Raw genomic sequence first — 21,078 nt, forward strand, 5'->3', positions numbered from 1 at the left:
ACATCGGGTTGATTAAAAGGAGTACCGCCACAAGGCCGTGTCGTTCTTGCGGTAATACAAATTGCCGTCCTTGTCGGCCGCCAGCATGTCGGCCCCTCCGGTGGACTGCAGTACCGTCACGGCTTTCGTCGCTTTGTTCAGCTTGAACAAATATTTGTTGCCTATCGTGCCATAGAGGTGCTCCGGATCCTTCGCCACCGAGACAAGGTCGGCGTCCCGGTATGTGCCGGCCGCGTACGTCACGTCGGCGAATTTCTCCTCCATGTAGTCGAACGACGCCGTCGCCGGATCAAACACGAACAAATACCCTTCGGCGAAGCCCCACAGCTTGCCCTCCACCGAGATTAGCTCCGTGATGGCCGTCAGCTTCTTGCCGCTCGGAGTTGCTGGCAGGCTGTACTCCGCGGTCTTTGTGCCCGACACAGGATCGTACACGAACAATTTCGCTTCCGTCTGCGACGGAATGCTCTCCAGGCCGCCTCGGATCGTAGTACCGCCGTACAGCTTCCCGTCCTGATAGGCGAGCGCGATGATGCTTTGATCGACGACGATATTTTTGTGCACCGTCGTCGTTCCGGTCGCATAATCGTAGACGGACAGAGCGCCAGGCCGGGCTCCCGTCTTGCCGGTCGTGCCCATGAAGACGCGGTTGTCCCCGTATGCAATCGCCTTCGGACGGTCTTGGTCATACCCCGACGTGCTGATAAGAAGCTTGGGGTTAACCCCCGGCGACCATGGCTGTGACGGATCGTATTCATGAAGCTGTCCGCCCGGATACACGCCTAGATACAGCTTGCCGTTAAACGATTCGATTTTGTCGACCTGGCTAATCGGAGCGTAGACGTATTCCGGCTGGCCGTCGTTCGCGTCCCCGGCGAACGGTCGGTATAGGCCCAAGCCTCCGGTCAAGTAGGCGCTTGTGTAGATATTGCCGTCCGGTCCGGCACCGATGCTGTTGATGGCCCCTGGAATACGGGGCGAGCCTTCGACCCGGGCCATACGGAATGCGCCGTTCTGCGGATTGTATTTCATGAGATACGTCTCGTTGTTCGTCGAGCAGAGCGCTATGAGCGTCTCGCCCGGATAGTTCGCCTGATCCTCCAGCGTAACCCAACCGAACCGCTGGACGCGGCCGGGTACGGTTTTCTCGAGCGAGGTCACCGTGGCTGCAGCAATATCGTAGCGGGCCAGCTTACCCGACTTGATCAGATAGACGCTGCCGTCCCGCGCCGGCGACACGCGTGGGGTGGTGCTCGTAATCGCGGCCTCTTCCGTAGTCACCACGCTGCCGTCCGGCTGAGCGTCGACACGCATTACTACGATGTATCCGCCGATGGAGAGGAAGACCCGGTCGCCCTCGTATTCCACCGCTCCCGCCAGCGTGATGTTGGAGTACGCCGCCGGCAAAATATCGGTCTTGGCTCCCGTGGCATGATCGTACCGGACGAGCGAAGCGTTGGCTCCGACCGCCAAGTAGGAGACGTCATGAACCGCATCGTAGGCGAGCGCTCTCGTGTAAGTGATGTTGCGGCCGGGCGGTGCGTAGATCGGCTTGCTGCCGATGGTAGTGAAACCACTCGCCGGGTCGTATTGGAAAAATCCGGCATGATTGTACGTGCCGCCATATACTTTGCCGTCCCGGCCCGCGGCAAGATCATAGACGTACGACTCGCCGGGGATCGCTTGTCCCAAGTCGGTCAGCGACGATGATCCCGGTTCGTACTTATACATTCTTCCGTTCGTGTACGCGCCCAAGTATACATTGCCGTCCGTAGCCGTCGCCGTGGCCCAGACGCCGGTCGGACGTGCGCCTGTCGCCGGCAATGTTACCGAGGTCGTTACATGCTCGGAATCCGCGTCGATCACTTGCATGATGGGCAGGTCGTTGGCATTGCCGGTAATGACCGAATAAATTTTATCCTGGTTGCCGCCGTTGCCGAATGTCGAACCGAGCGGAGCGGCACCGCCGACCTGAACGCCGAGGTTCGTAAACGATTGGGTAATGCGCACGCGATCCCAGTAAGCGGTGCCTGTGTTGGTTTTGTCCGTATAGAGCAGGATAGCAGCGTCGGTCGTGCCCGAAGGCGCTTCCAAGCTTGCCTGCACGGAGGACCAGGCTCCTGCAGCAGGCGTCTTCGCGACGGCTTCGTCCAGCAGGCTGCCTGCCGCGTCATAGAAGCGGAGATGCAGCTCACCTTCGCCGCTAAGCGCTTTCACATCGGCGTAAGCGATATAGGTCGTGCCGGCGGTTACAGGCAGCTTGCGGCTCTCCAAACCATAGGCCCGCGATTTTTTGTTGTCGACCATCATAACGCTGTACGTTCCGTCGGTGGAGCTCTCACTCGAGATGCGGAAGCCGCTTCCTTGATCGTCCTGATCGTTGCCGTTGTCCTTGTCCGTCACGGGCGTCCAGCCATTCAAGTTTTGTTCGAAGCTGAAATTGTCCGTTTGTATATCCGCGGCTCCCGCAGGATATCCGAACACCAGACTGGCCAACATCACCGACACGATCGATGTCGGGACTGCTCGGCGCAGCAGCAGCTTCAACTTGGTCCTCTTGACCATCAACAATTCCTCCATTCCCGGATTGGATGTGTCGTCTGTTCGACAACCCGGAATCATTATCCCATTTCATCCATCTGGAAGCGGTGCAAATGTTGACTTTCGGCCCGCGAATTTTTACCTGATGCCCAATCTCTTCCGATAATCCGTCGGCGATACGCCGAGCTGCTTTTTGAACACTTTGGCGAAGTGCGGATAGTCTTCGTAGCCGACCTGGAGCGCGATCTCGTACGTCTTGAACCGTGCGTCCTCCAGCATCGTCTTGGCCGCGTCGAGACGGAGCTGGGTCAAGTAATGGACGAAGCTGACGCCGAGCTCCTGCTTAAACATCCGGCTGAAGTAGGAAGGCGACATTTCCGCGACAAGGGCGACCCGGTTTAAGTCCACTTCGGATTCGGCATAATGCTCCTTCATGTATTCTACAGCGCGGTGCAAATAATGATGGGCTCCCCATTTCCGCGTGGCGCGAAGCTCCTCCATCCAGCCGCTCAGCACGCGGCGCGCGGCTTGCAGCTGCTCGTCCGGGCTATCGGGCCACCCGTCCGGAGAGGCCGCGATCGGCGAGGCGGTCGACTGCAGCGGCTCCTGCTGCCGGTTCTCCAGCTCTCCGGCGAGCAAGGTGAACAGATCGGCGTACCGCTCCATCAATTGCTCCGGCAACGGGTCGTCGGCGGTGTAATCGGCGTGCAGCCGATCGAGCGCCTCGTAGGCGGTCTCCTCGTTCAGCAGCCAGATGGCGTCGGCGAGCGGGGCGGAGCGGCTGCTCGTCAGGAGCAGCCATTCGCTGCGCTTCGATGCCGCCTCCCGCTTCCGGTCCAGCTTGTCCATCAGCCGCTCCAGCATGTCCCGAAACATCGCCGGCTTGATCGGCTTGAGCAAATAATCGAACGCGCCCATCTGAAGGGCGCGCTGCGCGTAGCTGAAATCGTCGTAGCCCGACAGGATGACGATCTCGGTCGTCCAGCCTCCCGCCGCGATCGCTTCGATCAGCTCGAGTCCGTCCATGACCGGCATCCGGATGTCGGTAATGAGCAGGTCGGGCGACCAGCGCTCGATGAGGGCAAGCGCCTCCCGGCCGTCCTCGGCTTCCCCGACGACCTCGAACGGCGCACCGCTCGTCTCGATCAGCTTCGTAACGCCGCGTTTGATCATATATTCATCATCGGCGAGTACAATTTTGTACATGGTCGTTCCTCCTGCTACGGCTTATCATATGGCAGCTTGATCTGAATCTGCGTACCGGATGCGTCCGAGCGTACAATATGCAGCCCGTAAGCCGGTCCGAACACGAGCCGGATGCGCTGATGGACGTTCCACAAGCCGATGCCTTGCCGAACAGGGCTGTCCCCGGTCGAAGAGTCGTTCTTGGACTCCTGCTCTTCGATAGAATCGGTCGACAAGTCGGCGAATCTGCGATTGAATGCCTCTACCTGCTCGGGCGTCATCCCGCCGCCGCGGTCGGACACCGTGAGCACGTACGCATCCGGTTGGCCGCTCCCGGCGATCCCGATATAATCCGGACGCAGCTTCTTGCGCTCATACCCGTGTTTGAACGCGTTCTCCACGAGCGGCTGGATGAGCAACCGGATCGCCTGCACTCGAGCCGTCTCGGCGTCGTTCGTATCCAGCTCGACGGAGAGCGACCGGTACCGTTCCTTCTGAATTTCGAAATAGCTGCGCAGGTGGACGATCTCTTCCTTCAATGTGACGATTTCATTCGGACTGCCTACGCTGTACCGGAACAAGTCGGACAAGGCGGTCGTCATATTGCTGATCGGAATGACCCCTTCGACGAGCGCATACGAATTGATGACCTCCAGCGTATTGTACAGAAAATGCGGATTGATTTGGGATTGCATCGCCTGTACGACGGCTTCGCGCTGCTTCAGCTGCAGCTCCTTTTCCTTCAGCTCCGACTTGTGCACGACTTCGATCAGCCGGCGAATCTCGCCTACCATCTTGTTGAAGCTGCGGTTGAGCTTGCCGATCTCGTCCTGGCGCCGCTCCGGAGCCTGAACGGTCATGTCGCCGTTCTCCGCCCGCTGCATTAGCCGCTGCAGCAGCAGCAGGGAGCGTGACAAGTAGTAGGAGAAGCTGCTCAGCGCGACCAGAACGAATAGCACGAGCGCGAGCAGCACCCAGACGGACAAGTTGCGAATCCAGATCAAATCCCCGACCAGCTCCCGCAGCGGCACCTCCGACATAATGATCCAGCCGTTCAGCGGGGATCGCTGGAAGACGGTCAAAATCTCGCTTGACCCGCTTCCCTTGAAAAAGTACCCTTCCTGCTTGTCCGCGAACTGGCGGCGGTCGTCTTCGGCGACTTGCTTGCCCCATAGAGAGGGGTCGGTATGATACACAATCGCGCCTTGGGCGTCGATGAGAGACACTTTACCCGTTTTGCCCAATTGGATGTTTTTTACGATCCGGGTCACTTGATTCAGGTTCAGATCGAACATAAGGAAGCCGGTCGTTTCGTACTTCTGGGTATCCCAAAATTTGCGGATGATCGTAACGAGCGGAAGCGGGGTGCCCTTGTCGAACGAAAGGCCCATCACCTTGTACGTTTCCCGGTCGGACAACTCGATCCGGTTCAGCAGCTCCACGGCGCGTTCCCGATCTGTATTTCCGTAGATGGCGTAAGCGCCTTTGCGGGAGACGATCGAAAAACCGTAAATGTCGGTACGCCCCGAGAATAAGTTCGGCAGCAGGGTGGTCTCCGCTTGGGACCTGACATTGAGCAGCTCCAGGTAGTTGTCCGGCTGCAGCGTCATAAATGTCTGGATGAGCGGATTGGACACGAGCGGGAACGTCGATCGCTCCAGATCGGTGAAATAGCTGTCCAGCTGAGAGATCGTCTGGCGGAGCAGCTCCTGGTTGATCAGCCTGGCGTTCGCTTGGATCGTCTCGGTAGACTTTTGAAACCAGACCAGCCCGAAGACGGCGAACGGCAAGCACAGGAACAGGACGATGATCGCATTGAGCTTGGCATTGATGGACAGTGCCGTTAAGGGGCGAAACAAACGTACGATCCACGGTCTCATCACGGTCCTCCTAGATGTTAGTCAGCTCGACCATCGCTCCGCTATTTCAACGTCTGCAGCGCTTGATCCAGATCCTCCATAATCGTCTGCGGCTGTTCCAGCCCGATGGAGAGCCGGATCAGTCCGTGCGGGATGCCGGTCGCTCGGGAGACCTCATCGCTGATGCCGAGGCCCGGAGCGTTGACGAGACTCTCGAAGCCGCCCCAGCTCGGGCCGAATTCGAAAAACCGAAGCTTCCCGATCATGTCGTGGATCGCTTGGTCGCTGCCTCGAGGGACGAAGCTGAACAGCCCGGAATAGCCGGTCATCTGACTGGCGCCGAGCTCGTACTGCGGATGGCTCGTCAAGCCGGGGTAGATCACCCGTTCCACGAGCGGGTGCTGCTCCAGGAACAACGCGATCTGCAAGGCGCTTTCCTGATGCTGGCGCATGCGAACCGGCAGTGTGCGGATGCCCCTCGTGAGCAGCCACGACTGGTGCGGGTCCATGTTCGAGCCGAACAAGGCGCGCTCTCGATGCATGATCTTCTCCATGTCGGCCGCTTTCCCGACGATGACTCCGCCGATAATGTCGCTGTGGCCGCCCAAATATTTGGAAGCCGAATGCACGACCATATCGATGCCGTAGACGAGCGGGTTCTGGTACAGCGGAGTAGCCCATGTATTGTCTATGACGGTCGCGATGCCCTTAGCTCGGGCTAACTCGGCGACCGCCCGCAAATCTTGCATTTCGAACAGGTGCGAGGAAGGGCTCTCCAGAAAAATGAGCTTCGTATTCGGCCTCAGAGCCTCTTCTATGTCGGACGTGCTGCCCGAACGGACGAACGTCGTCTCGACGCCGAACGGCTTCAAGTACGAGCCCAGAAACTCCCTCGTCGGACCGTAAGCGCTGCGGACGCAGACGACATGGCTGCCATGGGACATCCAATACATGATCGCAGCGGAGATGGCTCCCATGCCGGACGAGAAGCATTTCGCGGCTTCGCCCTCTTCCAGGGCGGCGATTTTTCGCTCGGCAACTTCGGTTGTGGGGTTGCTGACGCGCGTGTACACATACCCGTGGTCGGTCGTTTTGCGGGTGAACAGCGAGTTTTGGAAGATCGGGGGGACGATTGCGCCCAAATACCGGTCATACTCGTCCCCCAGGTGGGAACAGATGTCTTCTTTGGTCCAGCGGACTGAATCTTGCTTGTTCATGCAGGCGGCTCCTTTGAAATAATATGAGGCTGTAGACAGTAAATCGAAGATGTTGTTATAATGATAATGTTACTGATTAACATTATATGTTCTTTTATAACAATTGGGAAGGTGTTGTTACCATTATGTCCGTTACGTCCCGAATGAACCGCTTGTTTGCCGCCGACGGCAAATGTTTTGATGTCGCGATCGATCACGGCTTTTTCAATGAATATTCGTTCTTGTCCGGCATTGAGAATATGCAGCAGGCGGTCGCCACGATCGTCGAGGCGAACCCTGACGCCATCCAGCTGAGCGCAGGCCAAGCGCGTCTATTGCAGAGCTTGCCGGGCAAGCAGAAGCCGTCGCTCGTGCTGCGTTCCGATATCGCGAACGTGTATGGGCCCACGCTGCCGAAGCATCTGTTCAGCCAGCTCATTCACAACCCGGTGGAGCAGGCGGTTCAGCTGGACGCGGCGTGTATCGTCGTGAACGTCTTCCTGCTGCCGAATCAGCCCGAGCTGTACCATCAGTGCATCGAGAACGTCTGCCGGCTGAAGCCGGACTGCGAGAAATACGGCATGCCGCTAATGGTAGAGCCGCTTGTCATGATGCCGAACGAGAAGGGCGGCGCCTACATGGTCGACGGCGACATTCGCAAAATCGTGCCCCTCGTGAGACAAGCGGTCGAGCTCGGGGCGGACATTATTAAAGCCGATCCGTGTGACCCGATCGAAGAATACGGCCAGGTCATCGAAGCGGCTGGAGGCATCCCCGTCCTGCCTCGCGGAGGCGGTCGGGCGTCGGACGATGTGATTTTAGCACGAACCCATGCCTTAATCCAACTCGGCGCCTCCGGCATCGTATACGGCCGCAACGTAGTGCAGCATCCGAATCCGAAACGGATGACGGAAGCGTTCATGGCGATCGTGCACAACGGGGCTTCCGTCGAAGAAGCGTTGAGCATTTTGAACGGAGGAAGTGAATAATGAACAGTGCCATGAGCGGAACCTCCAAGCGCATCATTCGGTTCGGCGTGATCGGCTGCGGACTGATGGGCAAAGAATTCGCGAGCGCCGCCGCGCGCTGGTTGCATCTGCAGCAGGTGGACTTCCAGCCGGTTATCGTCGCGGTTTGCGACATGAACCCGGATGCCACCGCCTGGTTCCAGGCCAATGTGTCATCCGTCTCACTCGTCACGACGGACTACAAGGAACTGCTCGCTTCGCCCGATGTGGAAGCCGTCTATTGCGCCGTGCCGCACAACCTGCATGCGGAGCTGTATGCGGACATCATCGCCGCCGGCAAGCACTTGCTCGCGGAGAAGCCGTTCGGCATCGACGCCGAGGCGAATGACCGCATCCAGCAGGCGATCGCCGCACATCCGGACGTACTCGTCCGCTGCTCCTCGGAATTCCCGTTCTTCCCCGGGGCGATGCAGCTCGTTCAGTGGGTGCAGGAGAACCGCTTCGGGCGCATCATCGAAGTGGAGGCCGGCTTCTGGCATAGCAGCGACCTCGATCCGACGAAGCCGATTAACTGGAAGCGGCGCATCGCGAGCAATGGGGAATACGGCTGTATGGGCGACCTCGGCATGCACGTCGTCCATCTGCCGCTGCGCTTCGGGTGGAAGCCGACCTCGGTCCGCGCGCTGCTGTCCAATGTGATGACGGAGCGGCCGGACGGCCGAGGCGGAATCGCCCCCTGCGAGACGTGGGACAATGCGATTCTGGCGTGCGAGGTGAACACGCCCGACCAGCAGTTCCCGATGGTGCTCTCCATGAAGCGCATCGCGCCCGGGCATGCGAACAGCTGGTTTCTGCGCATCGTCGGCACCGACTTCTCGGCGGAGTTTACGACCAAGCTGCCGAAGCAGGTCGCCTACTTGCCGTACGAGCCGGGCGGCGCTCAAGCCTGGCACGTAGTTGACGCGCCGTACAAATCGGCCTATCCTACCCTTACAGGCGCCATCTTCGAATTCGGCTTCTCCGATTCGATTCTGCAGATGTGGGCGGCGTTCTGCGACGAGATCGCACATCGCGACCGCATGCTGCAGCCGTTCCGCTGCGCGACGCCGGACGAGGCCGCGATGAGCCATCGGCTGTTCTCGGCGGCGCTGGAGTCGCAGCGTACGGGCAACGCCATTTCACTCGTATGGGGGGATCCTGCTTGAATGCTGGAGCAGCGCAAGTCGTAGTAGCCGGCGTCATCTGCCTCGATCTGATCCCGCAGATGGACCGCGTCATGGGAGCGGCCGACCTGGAGCGGCTGCTCGTGCCGGGCCGCCTCGTCGGCATCGGGCCGGCCGTCACCGCCACGGGCGGGGCGGTCCCGAATACCGGCCTCGCGCTTCACCGGCTTGGCGTGCCGGTCCGTCTCATGGGCAAGATCGGAGACGACTTGTTCGGCCGGGCGATCTCCGACATGCTGGAAGCGCATGGGGAAGGGCTGTCGGCCGACTTGATCGTGTCGCGGGGGGAGATGACGTCGTATACGATCGTCATTAGTCCGCCCGGCGTCGACCGTATTTTCCTGCATTGCCCGGGGGCGAATCATACGTTCTCCGCGGCCGACGTGGCGGATGAGCACGTGAAGGACGTGCGGCTGTTTCACTTCGGGTATCCGCCGGTCATGCAGGCGATGTACAGCCGGAACGGGGAGCAGCTGACGGCGATGTTCGAGCGCATGAAGGCGCTCGGACTCACGACGTCGCTCGATATGGCGAAGCCGGACCCCGAGTCGGAGGCGGGAAGAGTCGATTGGCCCGGCCTGCTGGCTCGGCTGCTTCCAGTGGTCGACATCTTCATGCCGAGCTTCGAAGAGCTGCTCTTCATGCTCGACCGCGAGGCGTACGACCGGCTGGAGCGCTCGTATGGCCCCGGCCAAGCGCTGTCCGGCGCCGACGCGGAGACGCTCACTCGGCTGGCGGACGCCTTGCTCGGCATGGGCGCGGCCGTCGTCGGCATTAAGCTTGGCGAGCACGGCCTTTACTTGAAGACGACGGCCGATCCTGCCCGCCTGGAGCGCTTCGGCGCCTGCCGGCCGGCGGCATTCGCCGGCCGAGACTGGCTCGGCCGCGAGCTGCTCGCGCCGTGCTACGCCGTCGACGCGGCCGGGACGACCGGCGCCGGCGACTGCACGATCGCCGGCTTCCTCGCCGGGCTGCTGCAGGGGCTGCCGCTCGAGCGCGTGGCGCTCGGAGCGGTCGCCGTCGGCGCCTGCAACGTCGAGCAGCGGGACGCCGTAAGCGGCGTCCCGGCATGGGAGACGGTCCGGCGGCGGATGGACGCCGGGTGGGCGCAGCGGGCCCCCGGCATCGCGCTGCCTGCATCAGAGTGGAAGCGGGACGAGGGCACCGGGCTTTACTTTAGAATCGGGGAAGGAGAGACGGACCAATGACGAAACGATCGGAAATCGAATCCGCCCGGCAGCGGGCTGCAGGGCTGCTGAAGCAAGCCGGAATCGTGTTGACCGAGGCGGAGCAGCAAGGCATCGAAATTGCCGATTTTGGCTTGAACGACTTGGAGCGGCAGGGGCTCGAGCTTGTCACGTACATCAACAACGACCGGTATTGCGCCAAGGAGCTCGTGCTGTTCCCGGGCCAGACGTGCCCGGAGCACAAGCATCCTCCGGTCGGCGCGGATCCGGGCAAGCTGGAGACGTTTCGCTGCCGGCTGGGACGCGTCCTCCTATATGTGGAGGGGGAGCCGGCCTCTCCAATTAAAGGGATTATCCCTTCGGGCAGCGAACCTTACTATACCGTGTTCCACGAGGTGGAGCTGCTTCCAGGGGAACAGTATACGATTCCGCCGGGGACGCTGCATTGGTTCCAGGCGGGCGACGAAGGGGCGATCGTTTCGGAGTTCTCGAGCACGAGCCGCGACGAATTTGATATTTTCACCGATCCCCGGATCCGGCGGGTACCGGATTCGCTGGAGTAAGCAACGGTGGAGTTTGAACTAGCGCAAGGGGTGTAAAATGGTGCAGTGGAATGGAACTACCTGGACCCGCCGCGAACTCGAAGCCCGCGTCGGACGGCTGGAGCAGGTCGGGGGTGTTCGGCGGCTCAGCTGGACGGAAGGCATGGAGGCCGGCACCGAGCAAGTGCAGGTCCGCACGGGTGCGGGGCTCAGCTATTATGTCAGCTTGTCGCGCGGGCTCGACATCTCGCTCGCGGAATTTCGCGGCGCGCCGATCAGCTGGCAGTCGGCGAACGGCGACATGCATCCGGCTCATTATGACGCGAGCGGCGCGGAGTGGCTCCGCACGGCGGCGGGCGGCCTGCTCATGACTTGCGGGCTGACGCAGGCCGGCTCGCCGAACGTGGACCGGGGGCAGCCGCTCGGCTTGCACGGGCGCGCGCACCATACGCCGGCGCGGCATGTGGCCGTCACGGGCGCATGGCACGGCGACGAATACGAGATGACCGTGCGCGGCGTAGTCGAAGAGACATGCATCTTCGGCGAGCAGCTGCGCCTCATCCGCGAGATTCGCAGCCGGCTGGGGGACAACCGCATCTCGATCCGCGATACGGTGGAGAACTTCGGCTTCCAGCCGTGTCCGCATATGATGCTGTACCATTTCAACTTCGGCTATCCGCTTCTGAACGAAGCAACCCGGATCGCGCTGCCGACGGCCGGCGTTAAAGGACGCGATGCGGATACGCCGCTGGAAGGCTATACGTCCTGGCAGGCGCCGGATCCGACGTACGCGGAGCGGGTGTACTACCACCAGGTGCAGGCCGGGGAGGACGATTGGGCCGCCGCGACGATCGAGACGCCGACGTTCCCCGGCACGAGCCGGGGCGTGCGGGCGCGCCTCGCCTGGTCGACCGAGCATTTGCCGCGCCTCGTGCAGTGGCACATGCCCGGCGCCGGCTCGCACGTGCTCGGTATCGAGCCGGCCAACTGCCATGTCGGCGGCCGAGCGGACGAGCGGGCGCGGGGGGCCCTCGTCATGCTGGAGCCCGGCCGGTCCATCGATTATGAGCTCGAGCTTACGTTGGAAGCGTTAGGAGAGTAGCCGCGATGAAACCCAATCTGAATGAACGGCAGGAGCAAATTGTGGCGCTGCTGAAGGCCGAAGGCGAGGTCAAAATCGCCGCGCTCAGCAAGCAATTCCAGGTGACGGAGATGACGATCCGCCGCGATCTGGAGAAGCTGGAGCAATTGACACTGCTCTACCGGACGCTCGGCGGGGCGATCTCGAGCACTTCGGTCGACATGCCGCTCGGGGAACGGACTAGCGTCCGGACCGACGAGAAGGCGGCGATCGGTCGGGCGGCCGCGCAGCTCATCCGGCCCGGCGAGGCCGTGTTCCTCGACGCGGGGACGACGACGCTGCAGATCGCCCGGCGCATCCCGAAGGGCGCCGACATTACCGTCGTCACGAACGCGCTCAATGTGGCCGCCGAACTGAACGGCAGGCAAGTGCAGACGCTCGTCATCGGAGGCGTCCTGAGGGAGGCGACTTCTTCGCTGGTAGGGCCATTCGCGGAGGAAATCATGCAGAAGATGGCTTACGACCGCGTCTTCCTCGGCGCCTCCGGCTTTACGCTCGAGCATGGCTTCAACAACTCCAACGTGTATGAGGCGGAGCTGAAGCGGATCGCGATGACGAAGGGGGCTGAAGTGAACATGGTTCTGGACCATACGAAGTTCGGTTATCAGTCGCTCGCCTCGTTCGCCACGTTGCGGCAGGTGAACCGCATCATCACGAACGCTGCGCCTCCCGACGAGATCGTGGCGGCCTGTCGGGAAGCGGGCGTCGACCTGCTGATCGCGGAATCCGACGATTAGCCCTGCAGGAATATGTGGACTTGATCGTCACGGTCAAGAAAGTGGAGACGCGCGAGTCCCGGATCGGCAAAGCGTTTGAGATGCTGCGCCAGGTGAACCGGTTGATGGAACGCGAAACCTCCTCCCTTGACCCGCAAAAAAGACCCTCATCGGCCCGAAATGTTCCGGCGGCGATCAGGGTCTTGCCGGGTTTACGACCGTTCGGCGAGTGCGTCGCAGAACGCTTTGGCATACGGCGGCAAATCGGGCGGTCTGCGGGCGGACACGAGGTTCCGGTCCACGACGACCGCTTCGTCGAACCAGGCCGCGCCGGCGTTTTCCATGTCGTCGCGGATGCCCGGGGTGGACGTGACTTTTCGGCCTTGTAAAATCTTGGCCGAGATGAGCACCCACCCGGCGTGGCAAATTTGCCCGATCGGCTTGCCCGCTTCGTCCATTTCTCGCACGAGCTGCTGAACCTTACCGTATCGTCTGATCTTGTCCGGGGCCCAGCCGCCCGGCACCAGAATGCCGTCGTAGCCGGCGCTCTCTACGTCCTCGTAGGCCAAGTCCGATACGGCAGGCACACCGTACTTCCCCGTGTATGTATGGCCTTTGGCATGTCCCACGAGGTGCACTTCCGCGCCTTCCTCCCGAACCCGATAGATCGGATACCACAGCTCCAGGTCCTCAAACTCTTCATCGACCAGACAAATGACTTTTTTACCGTTTAAACGCATCGTTTTCGTCCTCCCTCGGCTAGACTCGCTGCAACGGAAGCGCAACTACATCTATCTTTACCCTGCTTATTGTACCACAAATCTCGCGGATGGATTTTTGTCTCCCGGTTCGTCATAATAGAGGAGCCACTTTTACTAGAATCAGGGGTTGATCGGATTTGGTTAAGCAAGCCATTCGCTGGATCCCCGCCGTTGTCTGGATGGCGGTCATTTTCGCGCTGTCGCATCAGTCCGGAGACGAGCTCGGCACGCTGCTCCCGTTTTTTCAACGGTGGTTTCCGGCGATGCAGAGCTTCAATGCGGGGCACTTTGCCGCCTATTTCATACTGAGCCTGACGTTCTACTGGGCGCTGCTGCCGCGCTCGCTGACCTGGGGAGGGAAGGGGATCGTGCTGCTGCTCTGCTTGCTGTATGGGCTGTCGGACGAATACCACCAATCGTTCGTGGCGGACCGGACGCCGGACATCATGGATTGGCGCAACGACGGCATCGGAGCCGCCCTTGCGCTCGCCATCTTGTCGATCCCCGCCGTGTCCCGGTACGTAAGCAAACGATTCCTGCCTTAACAAAAAATACTATCCGGCTCGTGAAGGAAATTGCAAAAGCCGAGTCGAATATAGTATTTCAAATGCCGTTAACAGACGAATATTGCTTTTTGGGCTGCAGAGAAGGGGTGGCTATGTTGCAGAAAACCTGCAAGTGCGGGGAAACGATGGTCGTTCGTTTGCGAACCGTCATTTTTCAGAACAAAGTAGAGATTGAGAACGTACCGATTTATTCCTGCGAGGCGTGCCAACGCACGGAAGTGTTCCCGCCGGTGAAGCCGGAGCTGACCGGGTTTATCAAGACGCTGGGTCATGAGCCGGAGAAAAAACAAGTATATTTCAACGAGCTGTCCGAGCTCGCCCATCTGATGCATCAGGTGACGAACAAGGAAAATATACATAGCGCAGTCGAACGTATCATCGAAGAACGGATCAACGAGCTGCTGGACCTGCTGCTGCTCGCACAGTCGCTGGACGACCGTGCCTGGATGGAAGACATCCGCCATCGTCTCTCGCAGATTACGAGTCACGTGACGACCACGTACGGCTTTTCTTGAGTTACTGCATGCCTGATTTATACATGTCGAAGCTGACCCCGGTTAGCTTTTTTTTTCTTTTTTTGTTAGTATCAAATGTAATAGCGCACTAGAGAACAAGACACGAAGAGAGGCGGTCACCCCATGGCAGACGTACTGCAATTGCAATCCGAGAAAGAATGGCTTCAACTGCTGCAATCGAGCAAGGAGCAGCCGGTATGCGTGCTCAAGCACAGCACCCGCTGTCCGATCAGCTCAGCCGCGTATGAACAGTGGAATACGTATTTGGACAATTCGCCCAACGAGGCGGTCGATTACGCGCTCGTGCTCGTAGTGGAAGATCGGCCGGTATCGAACTTGATCGCGGAGACGCTCGATGTGACGCATGAGTCGCCTCAGCTCATTGTCGTCAAGCAAGGCAAGGCCGTCGCGCATACTTCGCATTGGCATATCACGGAGTCGAAGCTGAACGAGTTGCTTAGCGAAGTATAGCCGGAAAAATGGAAATGAATTGAAATGAATTGGTTTTCATTGCTTTACAACTGTATTTGTCGTATCATCAATATGAAGCACTTACAACGGATGTAGCAGCCATTCGTACCACACATTACCCTAATGGAGTAGATAAACGTGACCGTTACGATCTATGATGTAGCAAGAGAAGCCGGCGTGTCGATGGCTACGGTATCGCGCGTCGTGAACAACAACCCGAACGTGAAGCCCCAGACCCGCAAAAAGGTGTTCGAGGCGATCGAGCGGCTGGGCTACCGGCCGAACGCCGTTGCGAGAGGGCTCGCGAGCAAGAAGACGACGACCGTAGGGGTCGTAATTCCGGATATTTCGAACTCGATCTTCTCCGAAGTCGCCCGCGGAATCGAAGATATCGCGAATATGTACCACTACAATATTATTTTGTGCAACGCCGACAAGAAGAAGGAAAAGGAGATCCGCGTCATCAACACGCTGCTCGAGAAGCAGGTGGACGGGCTCCTGTTCATGGGCGGGACGGTGACCGACGAGCACGTGCAAGCGTTCAAGACGTCGTCGGTGCCGATCGTGCTTTGCGGCACGAAGTCCGACCACAGCAGCATGCCTTCGGTCGATATCGACCACGAAGCCGCGGCTCACGATGCCGTGAATCTGCTGCTGAACGAAGGCCACCGCCGCATCGGCATGATCAGCGGGACGCTGCAGGATCCGGCCAACGGCTATGCGCGCTACCAGGGGTACAAGAAAGCGCTCGAGGGAGCGGGTCTCTCGGTGGAGGAAGAGCTGGTCCGAGTGGGCAATTACCGGTACGAATCCGGCGTGGAAGTGATGAAATACTTCCTCGAGCTGGCGGACAAGCCTTCGGCGATCTTCGCCGCTACGGACGAGATGGCGATCGGCGCGATCCACGCGATCCAGGACAGCGGCCTGCGCGTGCCGGAGGACATCTCCGTCATCAGCGTCGACAACGCGCGGATGGCATCGATGGTTCGCCCGCAGCTGACGACGGTGGCGCAGCCGATGTACGACATCGGCGCCGTATCGATGCGGCTGCTGACGAAGCTGATGAACAAGGAAACGGTGGAGCTGTCGCAGGTGACGCTTCCGCACGAGATTATTATTCGGAAATCGGTGGCTCATGCTTAATGAGCCATCTTTTTCTTGAAGAGGAGAGACAACGCATGGCGAACGGAACTTGGTCGGTTATCGGTCTTATCGGGGCAATGGCCGAAGAAATTGAGTTGATCGAAGCGAAGCTGGAAGGCTTGGAGGCGACGGAGAAAGCGGGTATCCGCTTCCTGGAAGGCCATTTGCACGGCAAGCGGGTTGTGCTGTGCAAGTCCGGCGTCGGCAAAGTGAACGCCGCGGTGTGCACGCAGCTGCTCATCGATCGCTTCGGGGTCGAAGCGATCGTATTCACCGGCGTGGCCGGGGCGCTCGAACCGTCGCTCGAGATCGGCGACATCGTCATCTCCACGGACTGCCAGCAGCATGACATAGACGCGTCGCCGCTCGGCTTCCCGCGCGGCACGATCCCGTTCGCGGACGCTTCGGTGTTCCCGGCGGATGCGAGGCTGATCGAGGTCGCGGCGGAGGCGAGCCGAGTTGGCTTCAGCGGCCGCGCGGTGCAGGGTCGCGTGCTGTCCGGCGACCAGTTCATCGCGAGCCGCGACACGGTGCGGCTGCTGCACGAAGAGCTGCAGGGGGCCTGCACGGAGATGGAGGGAGCCGCAGTCGCACAGGTGGCCGCCATGAACGGGGTGCCGTTCGTGGTCATCCGTTCGATGTCGGACAAGGCCGACGGCTCCGCGCATGTGAACTTTGCGGAGTTCACGCAGCTCGCGGCGAAGCATTCCAGCACGATTGTGGAAGAGATGCTGAAGCGGCTGTAGGGCTCGGTTTCTTCATATCAGCATCCGAAATCAAAAGGACTCGTTCCCATGGGGAGAAACGAGTCCTTTTTTTCGTAGAAAATGTTGGGTGTCCTCGGCCCTTTCCGGAGTTTATTATTAGCCGAAGATAGGTTTACTAACGTTGTTAACGACCGCTGACTAGGTGCTACGCCACTCTGCAAGGTGGTTGCTTGCCGTCGTCAATCCCTCGGCAAGTACAGCATCGCGATTTCCTTCGTCTGCCGGTTCTTCTCCTCGATCTTGGCGCGCCGCGGGATCGGCTCCCACTCGTCGACCGGGTCGAGCCACGTCTCCGGCAGCGGCACCGGGCTCTCCGCGGCCCACGTCTCCCGCCAGGCGGCGGGGAGCGGGAGCAGCGGAGAGCGCCCAAGCTCCGCGATGAGCGGGTGGTCCGTCATCGCGAGCCAGAGCAGGCTCCATGCCCGCGGCACGACGCGCCAGATGTCGTAGCCGCCGCCGCCGAGCGCGATCCAGCGTCCGCCGCAATGTTCATGCGCGAGCCGGTGTATCGTGAGCGGCATCTCCCGGTAGATGCGCATGCTGCAATGCGTGTGCGCGAGCGGGTCGTAAGCGTGGGCGTCGCAGCCGTGCTGGCTTACGATGACGTCCGGCTTGAAAAATTTCACCACGCCCTCCAGCACTTCCTCGAAGCATTCCAGCCACGAGTCGTCTTCCGTGTAGGGCTCGAGCGGGACGTTGATCGAGTAGCCGAAGCCTTCGTCCGTGCCTCGCTCGTTCACGGCCCCTGTGCCGGGGAACAAATATTTGCCCGTCTGATGAATCGAGAGGGTGCACACCTCCGGGTCGGAATAAAACGACCACTGTACGCCGTCTCCGTGATGGACGTCGGTATCCAGGTACAACACGCGGGCCCCGTATTTGCGTCGAATATGGGCGATCGCCACGGAGGCGTCGTTGTAGACGCAGAAGCCGGAGCCTTTGCTCGGCATCGCGTGGTGCAGCCCGCCGCCCGGATGGAACGCATGAGGGACGGTCCCTGTCATCACGGCATCTGCGGCCGCGATCGAACCGCCGACGAGTAGGCTGGTGGCTTCGTGCATGTGCTCGAAGAACGGGGTGTCTTCCGTGTCGAGGCCGTATTGCTCCGCCCGCCGGATCGTATCTGGCGACGGGTTCGCGGCGCTCAACGCTTTTACGATGTCGACGTAAGGGGAGGAATGGATCAAATGGAGTTCCGATTCCGCCGCCATTCCATGACTCGTGATCCGGGTATCGTCCAGCGCCTTCGCCTGCCGCAGCAAATCCATCGTGAGCACGATTCGTTTTTGGTTAAACGGGTGTGTATCGTTAAAACGGTATTGCAGCGCCCGATCGTGATACACAAACAGCGCATCTTGGCTCATAGCAATTCCGGTTCCTCTCTCATTGGACTCTGGGTTAATACATAAAGCGCTGGCGAAACCGCACCGTATCGAACTTTTCCACCGAAGAGAGCGGAACGTCCCGTCCGACGCGGACCATTAAGCAATTGGCGGGATGAGAGCAAATCTCTGGATCGTCGGTCGCGAACCAGACCATGTTCACGGACTTCATCAGCTGCTCCATCATGCGGCGGTAATCCCACACGTTCGAGAGTTTGCCTTTCAAATCCCAATGCCAGTAATATTCGGTTGTGAATACGATCATATTTTCCAATTGATCGCCCTTAAAAGCAAGCTGAATCAACCTTTTGCCAATACCCAGACAGCGATAGGCGTCCGCAACCTCGATGGCGCCCAGCTCTACTAGATCATCCATCTTGGCTTCCGACCAGCGCTCCATTTCATCAGGGTAGTGGAACGTGACGTATCCGACGATTACGTTGTCCTCGCGGGCGAGGACGATGCGTCCTTCCGGCAGCTCCGCGATCTCCACGAGAGCGGCGTGCTGCTCCTTGGGCCGGCGGAAGGCATCCAGGTCCCGGTGCATATCCATCTCACGAAGCCGCTCCGGCGGGACGGGGCCTTCTACCACGATCGTGCGGCCCTCGTGTTCGAATGGTTCGGCGTGATAAAGCTTGAAGTGTTCCATGGAGGCATCTCCTCTCGGGATTGTCGTCCGACTCCAAACAACATCCGTTAAGCTTACTTATAGCAAAATTCGGACTGTATGAAAAGGAAATAGTCGTACAAAAGCGAGTATGTTATAATAGACGTGCCACAAAATGTCCAAATTTATTAAGCTGCGTTCACGGCCGACACGAACGGAGCAGCGCTTACGGCAATGTAAGCGCTTGAACGGTAGAAGCAATTTCATGGAGTTCACAAAAGAGAGGAGAAAGTGGGATGCAAGGGGAAACAGAATTGATTCAACCAACCGCAACGAACTCGAACTTAAAAAACTACGAGGACGCGCGCGCTTCCTTTGATTGGACCGAAGTGGAAAAGCAGTTCAGCTGGTACACGACGGGCAAGGTGAACATGGCTTATGAGGCGATCGACCGTCACGCCGAATCGAGCCGGGCGAACAAGGTGGCGCTCTACTACAGCGACGCGTCCCGCGATGAGAAGTATACGTTCGCCGATATGAAAGCGAATTCGAACAAGTTCGGCAACGTGCTGCGCAAGATCGGCGTAGGCAAGGGCGATCGGATATTCATCTTCATGCCGCGTACGCCGGAGCTGTACTTCGCTCTGCTCGGCTCGCTCAAGGTGGGTGCGATCGTGGGCCCCTTGTTCGAAGCGTTCATGGAAACCGCCGTCCGCGACCGTCTGGAGGACAGCGAAGCGGTCGCGATCATCACGACGCCGTCGCAATTGTCCCGCGTCCCGGTAAGCCAGCTCCCTCACTTGAAGCATGTGATCCTCGTCGGCTCGGATATCGACACGTCCGTCGCGGGCCAAGTGGACTTCCATAAAGAAATGGCCGGCGCGTCCGATCAGCTCGACATCGAGTGGCTGGACCGCGAGGACGGCCTCATCCTGCATTACACCTCCGGTTCCACCGGCAAGCCGAAGGGCGTGTTTCACGCCCAGAACGCCATGATCCAGCACTACTACACCGGCCGCATCGTCCTGGACCTGCAGGAGGACGACGTGTACTGGTGTACGGCCGACCCGGGCTGGGTCACGGGGACGTCGTACGGGATCTTCGCCCCATGGCTGAACGGCGCGACGAACGTCATCCGCGGCGGACGCTTCAGCCCGCAGGACTGGTACAACACGCTGCAGCGTTATGGCGTCACGGTCTGGTACAGCGCGCCGACCGCATTCCGCATGCTGATGGGGGCGGGCGACGACGTCGTGAAGCAGTATGACTTGTCCAAGGTACGCCACGTGCTGAGCGTCGGCGAGCCGCTCAATCCGGAAGTCGTCCGCTGGGGGATGAAGGTGTACAACCAGCGTATCCACGATACGTGGTGGATGACCGAGACCGGCGGCCAGCTCATCTGCAACTACCCGGCGATGGCGATCAAGCCGGGCTCCATGGGCCGTCCGATTCCGGGCGTGGAAGCGGCCATCGTCGACGACGAAGGCAACGTGCTGCCGCCGTACCGGATGGGCAACCTGGCGATCAAGACGCCATGGCCGTCGATGATGCGCAAGATCTGGAACAACCCTTCGAAGTACGCAGAGTACTTCCGCTTGACCGGCTGGTACGTGTCCGGCGACTCGGCCTACATGGACGAGGACGGCTACTTCTGGTTCCAGGGCCGCGTCGACGACGTGATCAACACGTCCGGCGAGCGCGTAGGGCCGTTCGAGGTCGAGAGCAAGCTCGTCGAGCATCCGGCCGTCGCCGAAGCGGGCGTCATCGGCAAGCCGGACCCGCTGCGCGGAGAAGTGATCAAGGCGTTCATCTCGCTGCGCGAAGGGTATCAGCCGTCCGACGAGCTGAAGGCCGACATCGCGAAGTTCGTCAAGGAAGGGCTGTCCGCCCACGCCTCGCCGCGCGAGATCGAGTTCAAGGATAAGCTGCCGAAGACGCGCAGCGGCAAGATCATGCGCCGCGTGCTGAAGGCTTGGGAGCTCGGCCTGCCGACCGGCGACCTGTCGACGATTGAGGACTAAGAGCATATTACAAAGGCGATATCCCAATTAATGGGATATCGCCGTTTTTTATGCGGTGTTATGAAATATACATTAGATCCGCTCCTTTGCTCCACTATCCCTTTCGCTCAGGATACGGCGAGCGAGCCCAGTTACGAAGTTCGTCGAAGTGACGCATTTGAAGAGGCGGCGAGCAGGGGGCTAACTGGTAGGCTAACAGCATTTTTGCACGGATGCAGGTGGGCTAACAGGCTTCTGAGTGAAGGGGATAGTGCTCATAAGGAAATCAGGAAGATCAAACCAACAAC

19 protein-coding genes are annotated in these 21,078 nt (G+C 59.8%); 12 read left to right on the forward strand and 7 right to left on the reverse strand.

Going from position 1 to position 21,078, the window contains the following annotated elements; translation table 11 throughout:
- Positions 1–12 precede the first annotated feature (12 nt).
- The 4 genes from ACI5FR_RS25500 to ACI5FR_RS25515 all read right to left on the reverse strand — a co-directional run bounded on the left by ACI5FR_RS25500 (position 13) and on the right by ACI5FR_RS25515 (position 6,802).
- Positions 13–2,565 carry a hypothetical protein gene (locus ACI5FR_RS25500; RefSeq protein WP_405459650.1) on the reverse strand — a complete coding sequence of 851 codons (2,553 nt, stop codon included), beginning with the start codon at positions 2,563–2,565 and terminating at the stop codon, positions 13–15.
- 114 nt (positions 2,566–2,679) lie between these two features.
- Positions 2,680–3,747: a response regulator gene (locus ACI5FR_RS25505; protein ID WP_405459652.1), complete on the reverse strand. Its 1,068-nt coding sequence runs from the start codon at positions 3,745–3,747 to the stop codon at positions 2,680–2,682.
- A gap of 14 nt (positions 3,748–3,761) precedes the next feature.
- On the reverse strand, positions 3,762–5,606 hold the full coding sequence (locus ACI5FR_RS25510; protein WP_405459654.1) for a cache domain-containing sensor histidine kinase: 1,845 nt from the start codon (positions 5,604–5,606) through the stop codon (positions 3,762–3,764).
- A gap of 41 nt (positions 5,607–5,647) precedes the next feature.
- Positions 5,648–6,802 carry a trans-sulfuration enzyme family protein gene (locus ACI5FR_RS25515; RefSeq protein ID WP_405459655.1) on the reverse strand — a complete coding sequence of 385 codons (1,155 nt, stop codon included), beginning with the start codon at positions 6,800–6,802 and terminating at the stop codon, positions 5,648–5,650.
- Positions 6,803–6,927: 125 nt separating this feature from the next.
- On the opposite strand from ACI5FR_RS25515, the gene ACI5FR_RS25520 reads away from it, so the two are divergent.
- The 6 genes from ACI5FR_RS25520 to ACI5FR_RS25545 are packed head-to-tail and all read left to right on the forward strand — an operon-like array spanning position 6,928 to position 12,579.
- A complete protein-coding gene (locus ACI5FR_RS25520) occupies positions 6,928–7,770 on the forward strand; it encodes a class I fructose-bisphosphate aldolase (RefSeq protein WP_405459658.1) in 843 nt (280 codons plus the stop codon).
- Positions 7,770–8,954, forward strand: coding sequence for a Gfo/Idh/MocA family protein (locus ACI5FR_RS25525; RefSeq protein WP_405459661.1), 1,185 nt, complete (start codon positions 7,770–7,772; stop codon positions 8,952–8,954). Before ACI5FR_RS25520 ends, ACI5FR_RS25525 begins: the two co-directional genes overlap by 1 nt.
- Complete coding sequence (locus ACI5FR_RS25530; RefSeq protein WP_405459663.1) at positions 8,951–10,180, forward strand: carbohydrate kinase family protein; 1,230 nt, start codon at positions 8,951–8,953, stop codon at positions 10,178–10,180. Before ACI5FR_RS25525 ends, ACI5FR_RS25530 begins: the two co-directional genes overlap by 4 nt.
- Positions 10,177–10,722 carry a cupin domain-containing protein gene (locus ACI5FR_RS25535; protein ID WP_405459665.1) on the forward strand — a complete coding sequence of 182 codons (546 nt, stop codon included), beginning with the start codon at positions 10,177–10,179 and terminating at the stop codon, positions 10,720–10,722. The genes ACI5FR_RS25530 and ACI5FR_RS25535 overlap by 4 nt, the downstream gene beginning before the upstream one ends.
- A gap of 37 nt (positions 10,723–10,759) precedes the next feature.
- A complete protein-coding gene (locus tag ACI5FR_RS25540; RefSeq protein ID WP_405459668.1) occupies positions 10,760–11,803 on the forward strand; it encodes an aldose 1-epimerase family protein in 1,044 nt (347 codons plus the stop codon).
- A 5-nt stretch (positions 11,804–11,808) separates the two neighbouring features.
- On the forward strand, positions 11,809–12,579 hold the full coding sequence (locus ACI5FR_RS25545; RefSeq protein WP_405459670.1) for a DeoR/GlpR family DNA-binding transcription regulator: 771 nt from the start codon (positions 11,809–11,811) through the stop codon (positions 12,577–12,579).
- Between the two features lie 191 nt (positions 12,580–12,770).
- Here the strand turns inward: ACI5FR_RS25545 and ACI5FR_RS25550 are convergent, their stop codons facing one another.
- Entirely contained in the window at positions 12,771–13,298 is a 528-nt protein-coding gene (locus tag ACI5FR_RS25550; protein ID WP_405459672.1) for a type 1 glutamine amidotransferase domain-containing protein, read from the reverse strand.
- 158 nt (positions 13,299–13,456) lie between these two features.
- On the opposite strand from ACI5FR_RS25550, the gene ACI5FR_RS25555 reads away from it, so the two are divergent.
- The 5 genes from ACI5FR_RS25555 to ACI5FR_RS25575 all read left to right on the forward strand — a co-directional run bounded on the left by ACI5FR_RS25555 (position 13,457) and on the right by ACI5FR_RS25575 (position 16,760).
- On the forward strand, positions 13,457–13,864 hold the full coding sequence (locus ACI5FR_RS25555; RefSeq protein ID WP_405459675.1) for a VanZ family protein: 408 nt from the start codon (positions 13,457–13,459) through the stop codon (positions 13,862–13,864).
- 113 nt (positions 13,865–13,977) lie between these two features.
- Positions 13,978–14,400 (forward strand): hypothetical protein, encoded by a 423-nt coding sequence (locus tag ACI5FR_RS25560; RefSeq protein ID WP_405459677.1) that lies wholly within the window; start codon positions 13,978–13,980, stop codon positions 14,398–14,400.
- A gap of 123 nt (positions 14,401–14,523) precedes the next feature.
- Entirely contained in the window at positions 14,524–14,871 is a 348-nt protein-coding gene (gene ytxJ / locus ACI5FR_RS25565) for a bacillithiol system redox-active protein YtxJ (RefSeq protein ID WP_405459680.1), read from the forward strand.
- 138 nt (positions 14,872–15,009) lie between these two features.
- A complete protein-coding gene (gene ccpA / locus ACI5FR_RS25570) occupies positions 15,010–16,014 on the forward strand; it encodes a catabolite control protein A (RefSeq protein WP_405459682.1) in 1,005 nt (334 codons plus the stop codon).
- A gap of 35 nt (positions 16,015–16,049) precedes the next feature.
- Entirely contained in the window at positions 16,050–16,760 is a 711-nt protein-coding gene (locus tag ACI5FR_RS25575) for a 5'-methylthioadenosine/adenosylhomocysteine nucleosidase (protein WP_405459685.1), read from the forward strand.
- A gap of 200 nt (positions 16,761–16,960) precedes the next feature.
- Here ACI5FR_RS25575 and ACI5FR_RS25580 read toward each other — a convergent pair whose 3' ends face one another.
- Positions 16,961–18,145 (reverse strand): acetoin utilization protein AcuC, encoded by a 1,185-nt coding sequence (locus ACI5FR_RS25580; RefSeq protein ID WP_405459687.1) that lies wholly within the window; start codon positions 18,143–18,145, stop codon positions 16,961–16,963.
- Between the two features lie 34 nt (positions 18,146–18,179).
- Positions 18,180–18,812 carry a GNAT family N-acetyltransferase gene (locus tag ACI5FR_RS25585; protein ID WP_405459689.1) on the reverse strand — a complete coding sequence of 211 codons (633 nt, stop codon included), beginning with the start codon at positions 18,810–18,812 and terminating at the stop codon, positions 18,180–18,182.
- A 254-nt stretch (positions 18,813–19,066) separates the two neighbouring features.
- Between ACI5FR_RS25585 and acsA the strand changes: the two genes are divergently transcribed.
- Entirely contained in the window at positions 19,067–20,791 is a 1,725-nt protein-coding gene (gene acsA, locus ACI5FR_RS25590; protein ID WP_405459691.1) for an acetate--CoA ligase, read from the forward strand.
- Positions 20,792–21,078 lie beyond the last annotated feature (287 nt).

The organism is Paenibacillus sp. HJGM_3, assembly GCF_045062745.1.
Lineage (GTDB): Bacteria > Bacillota > Bacilli > Paenibacillales > NBRC-103111 > Paenibacillus_AA.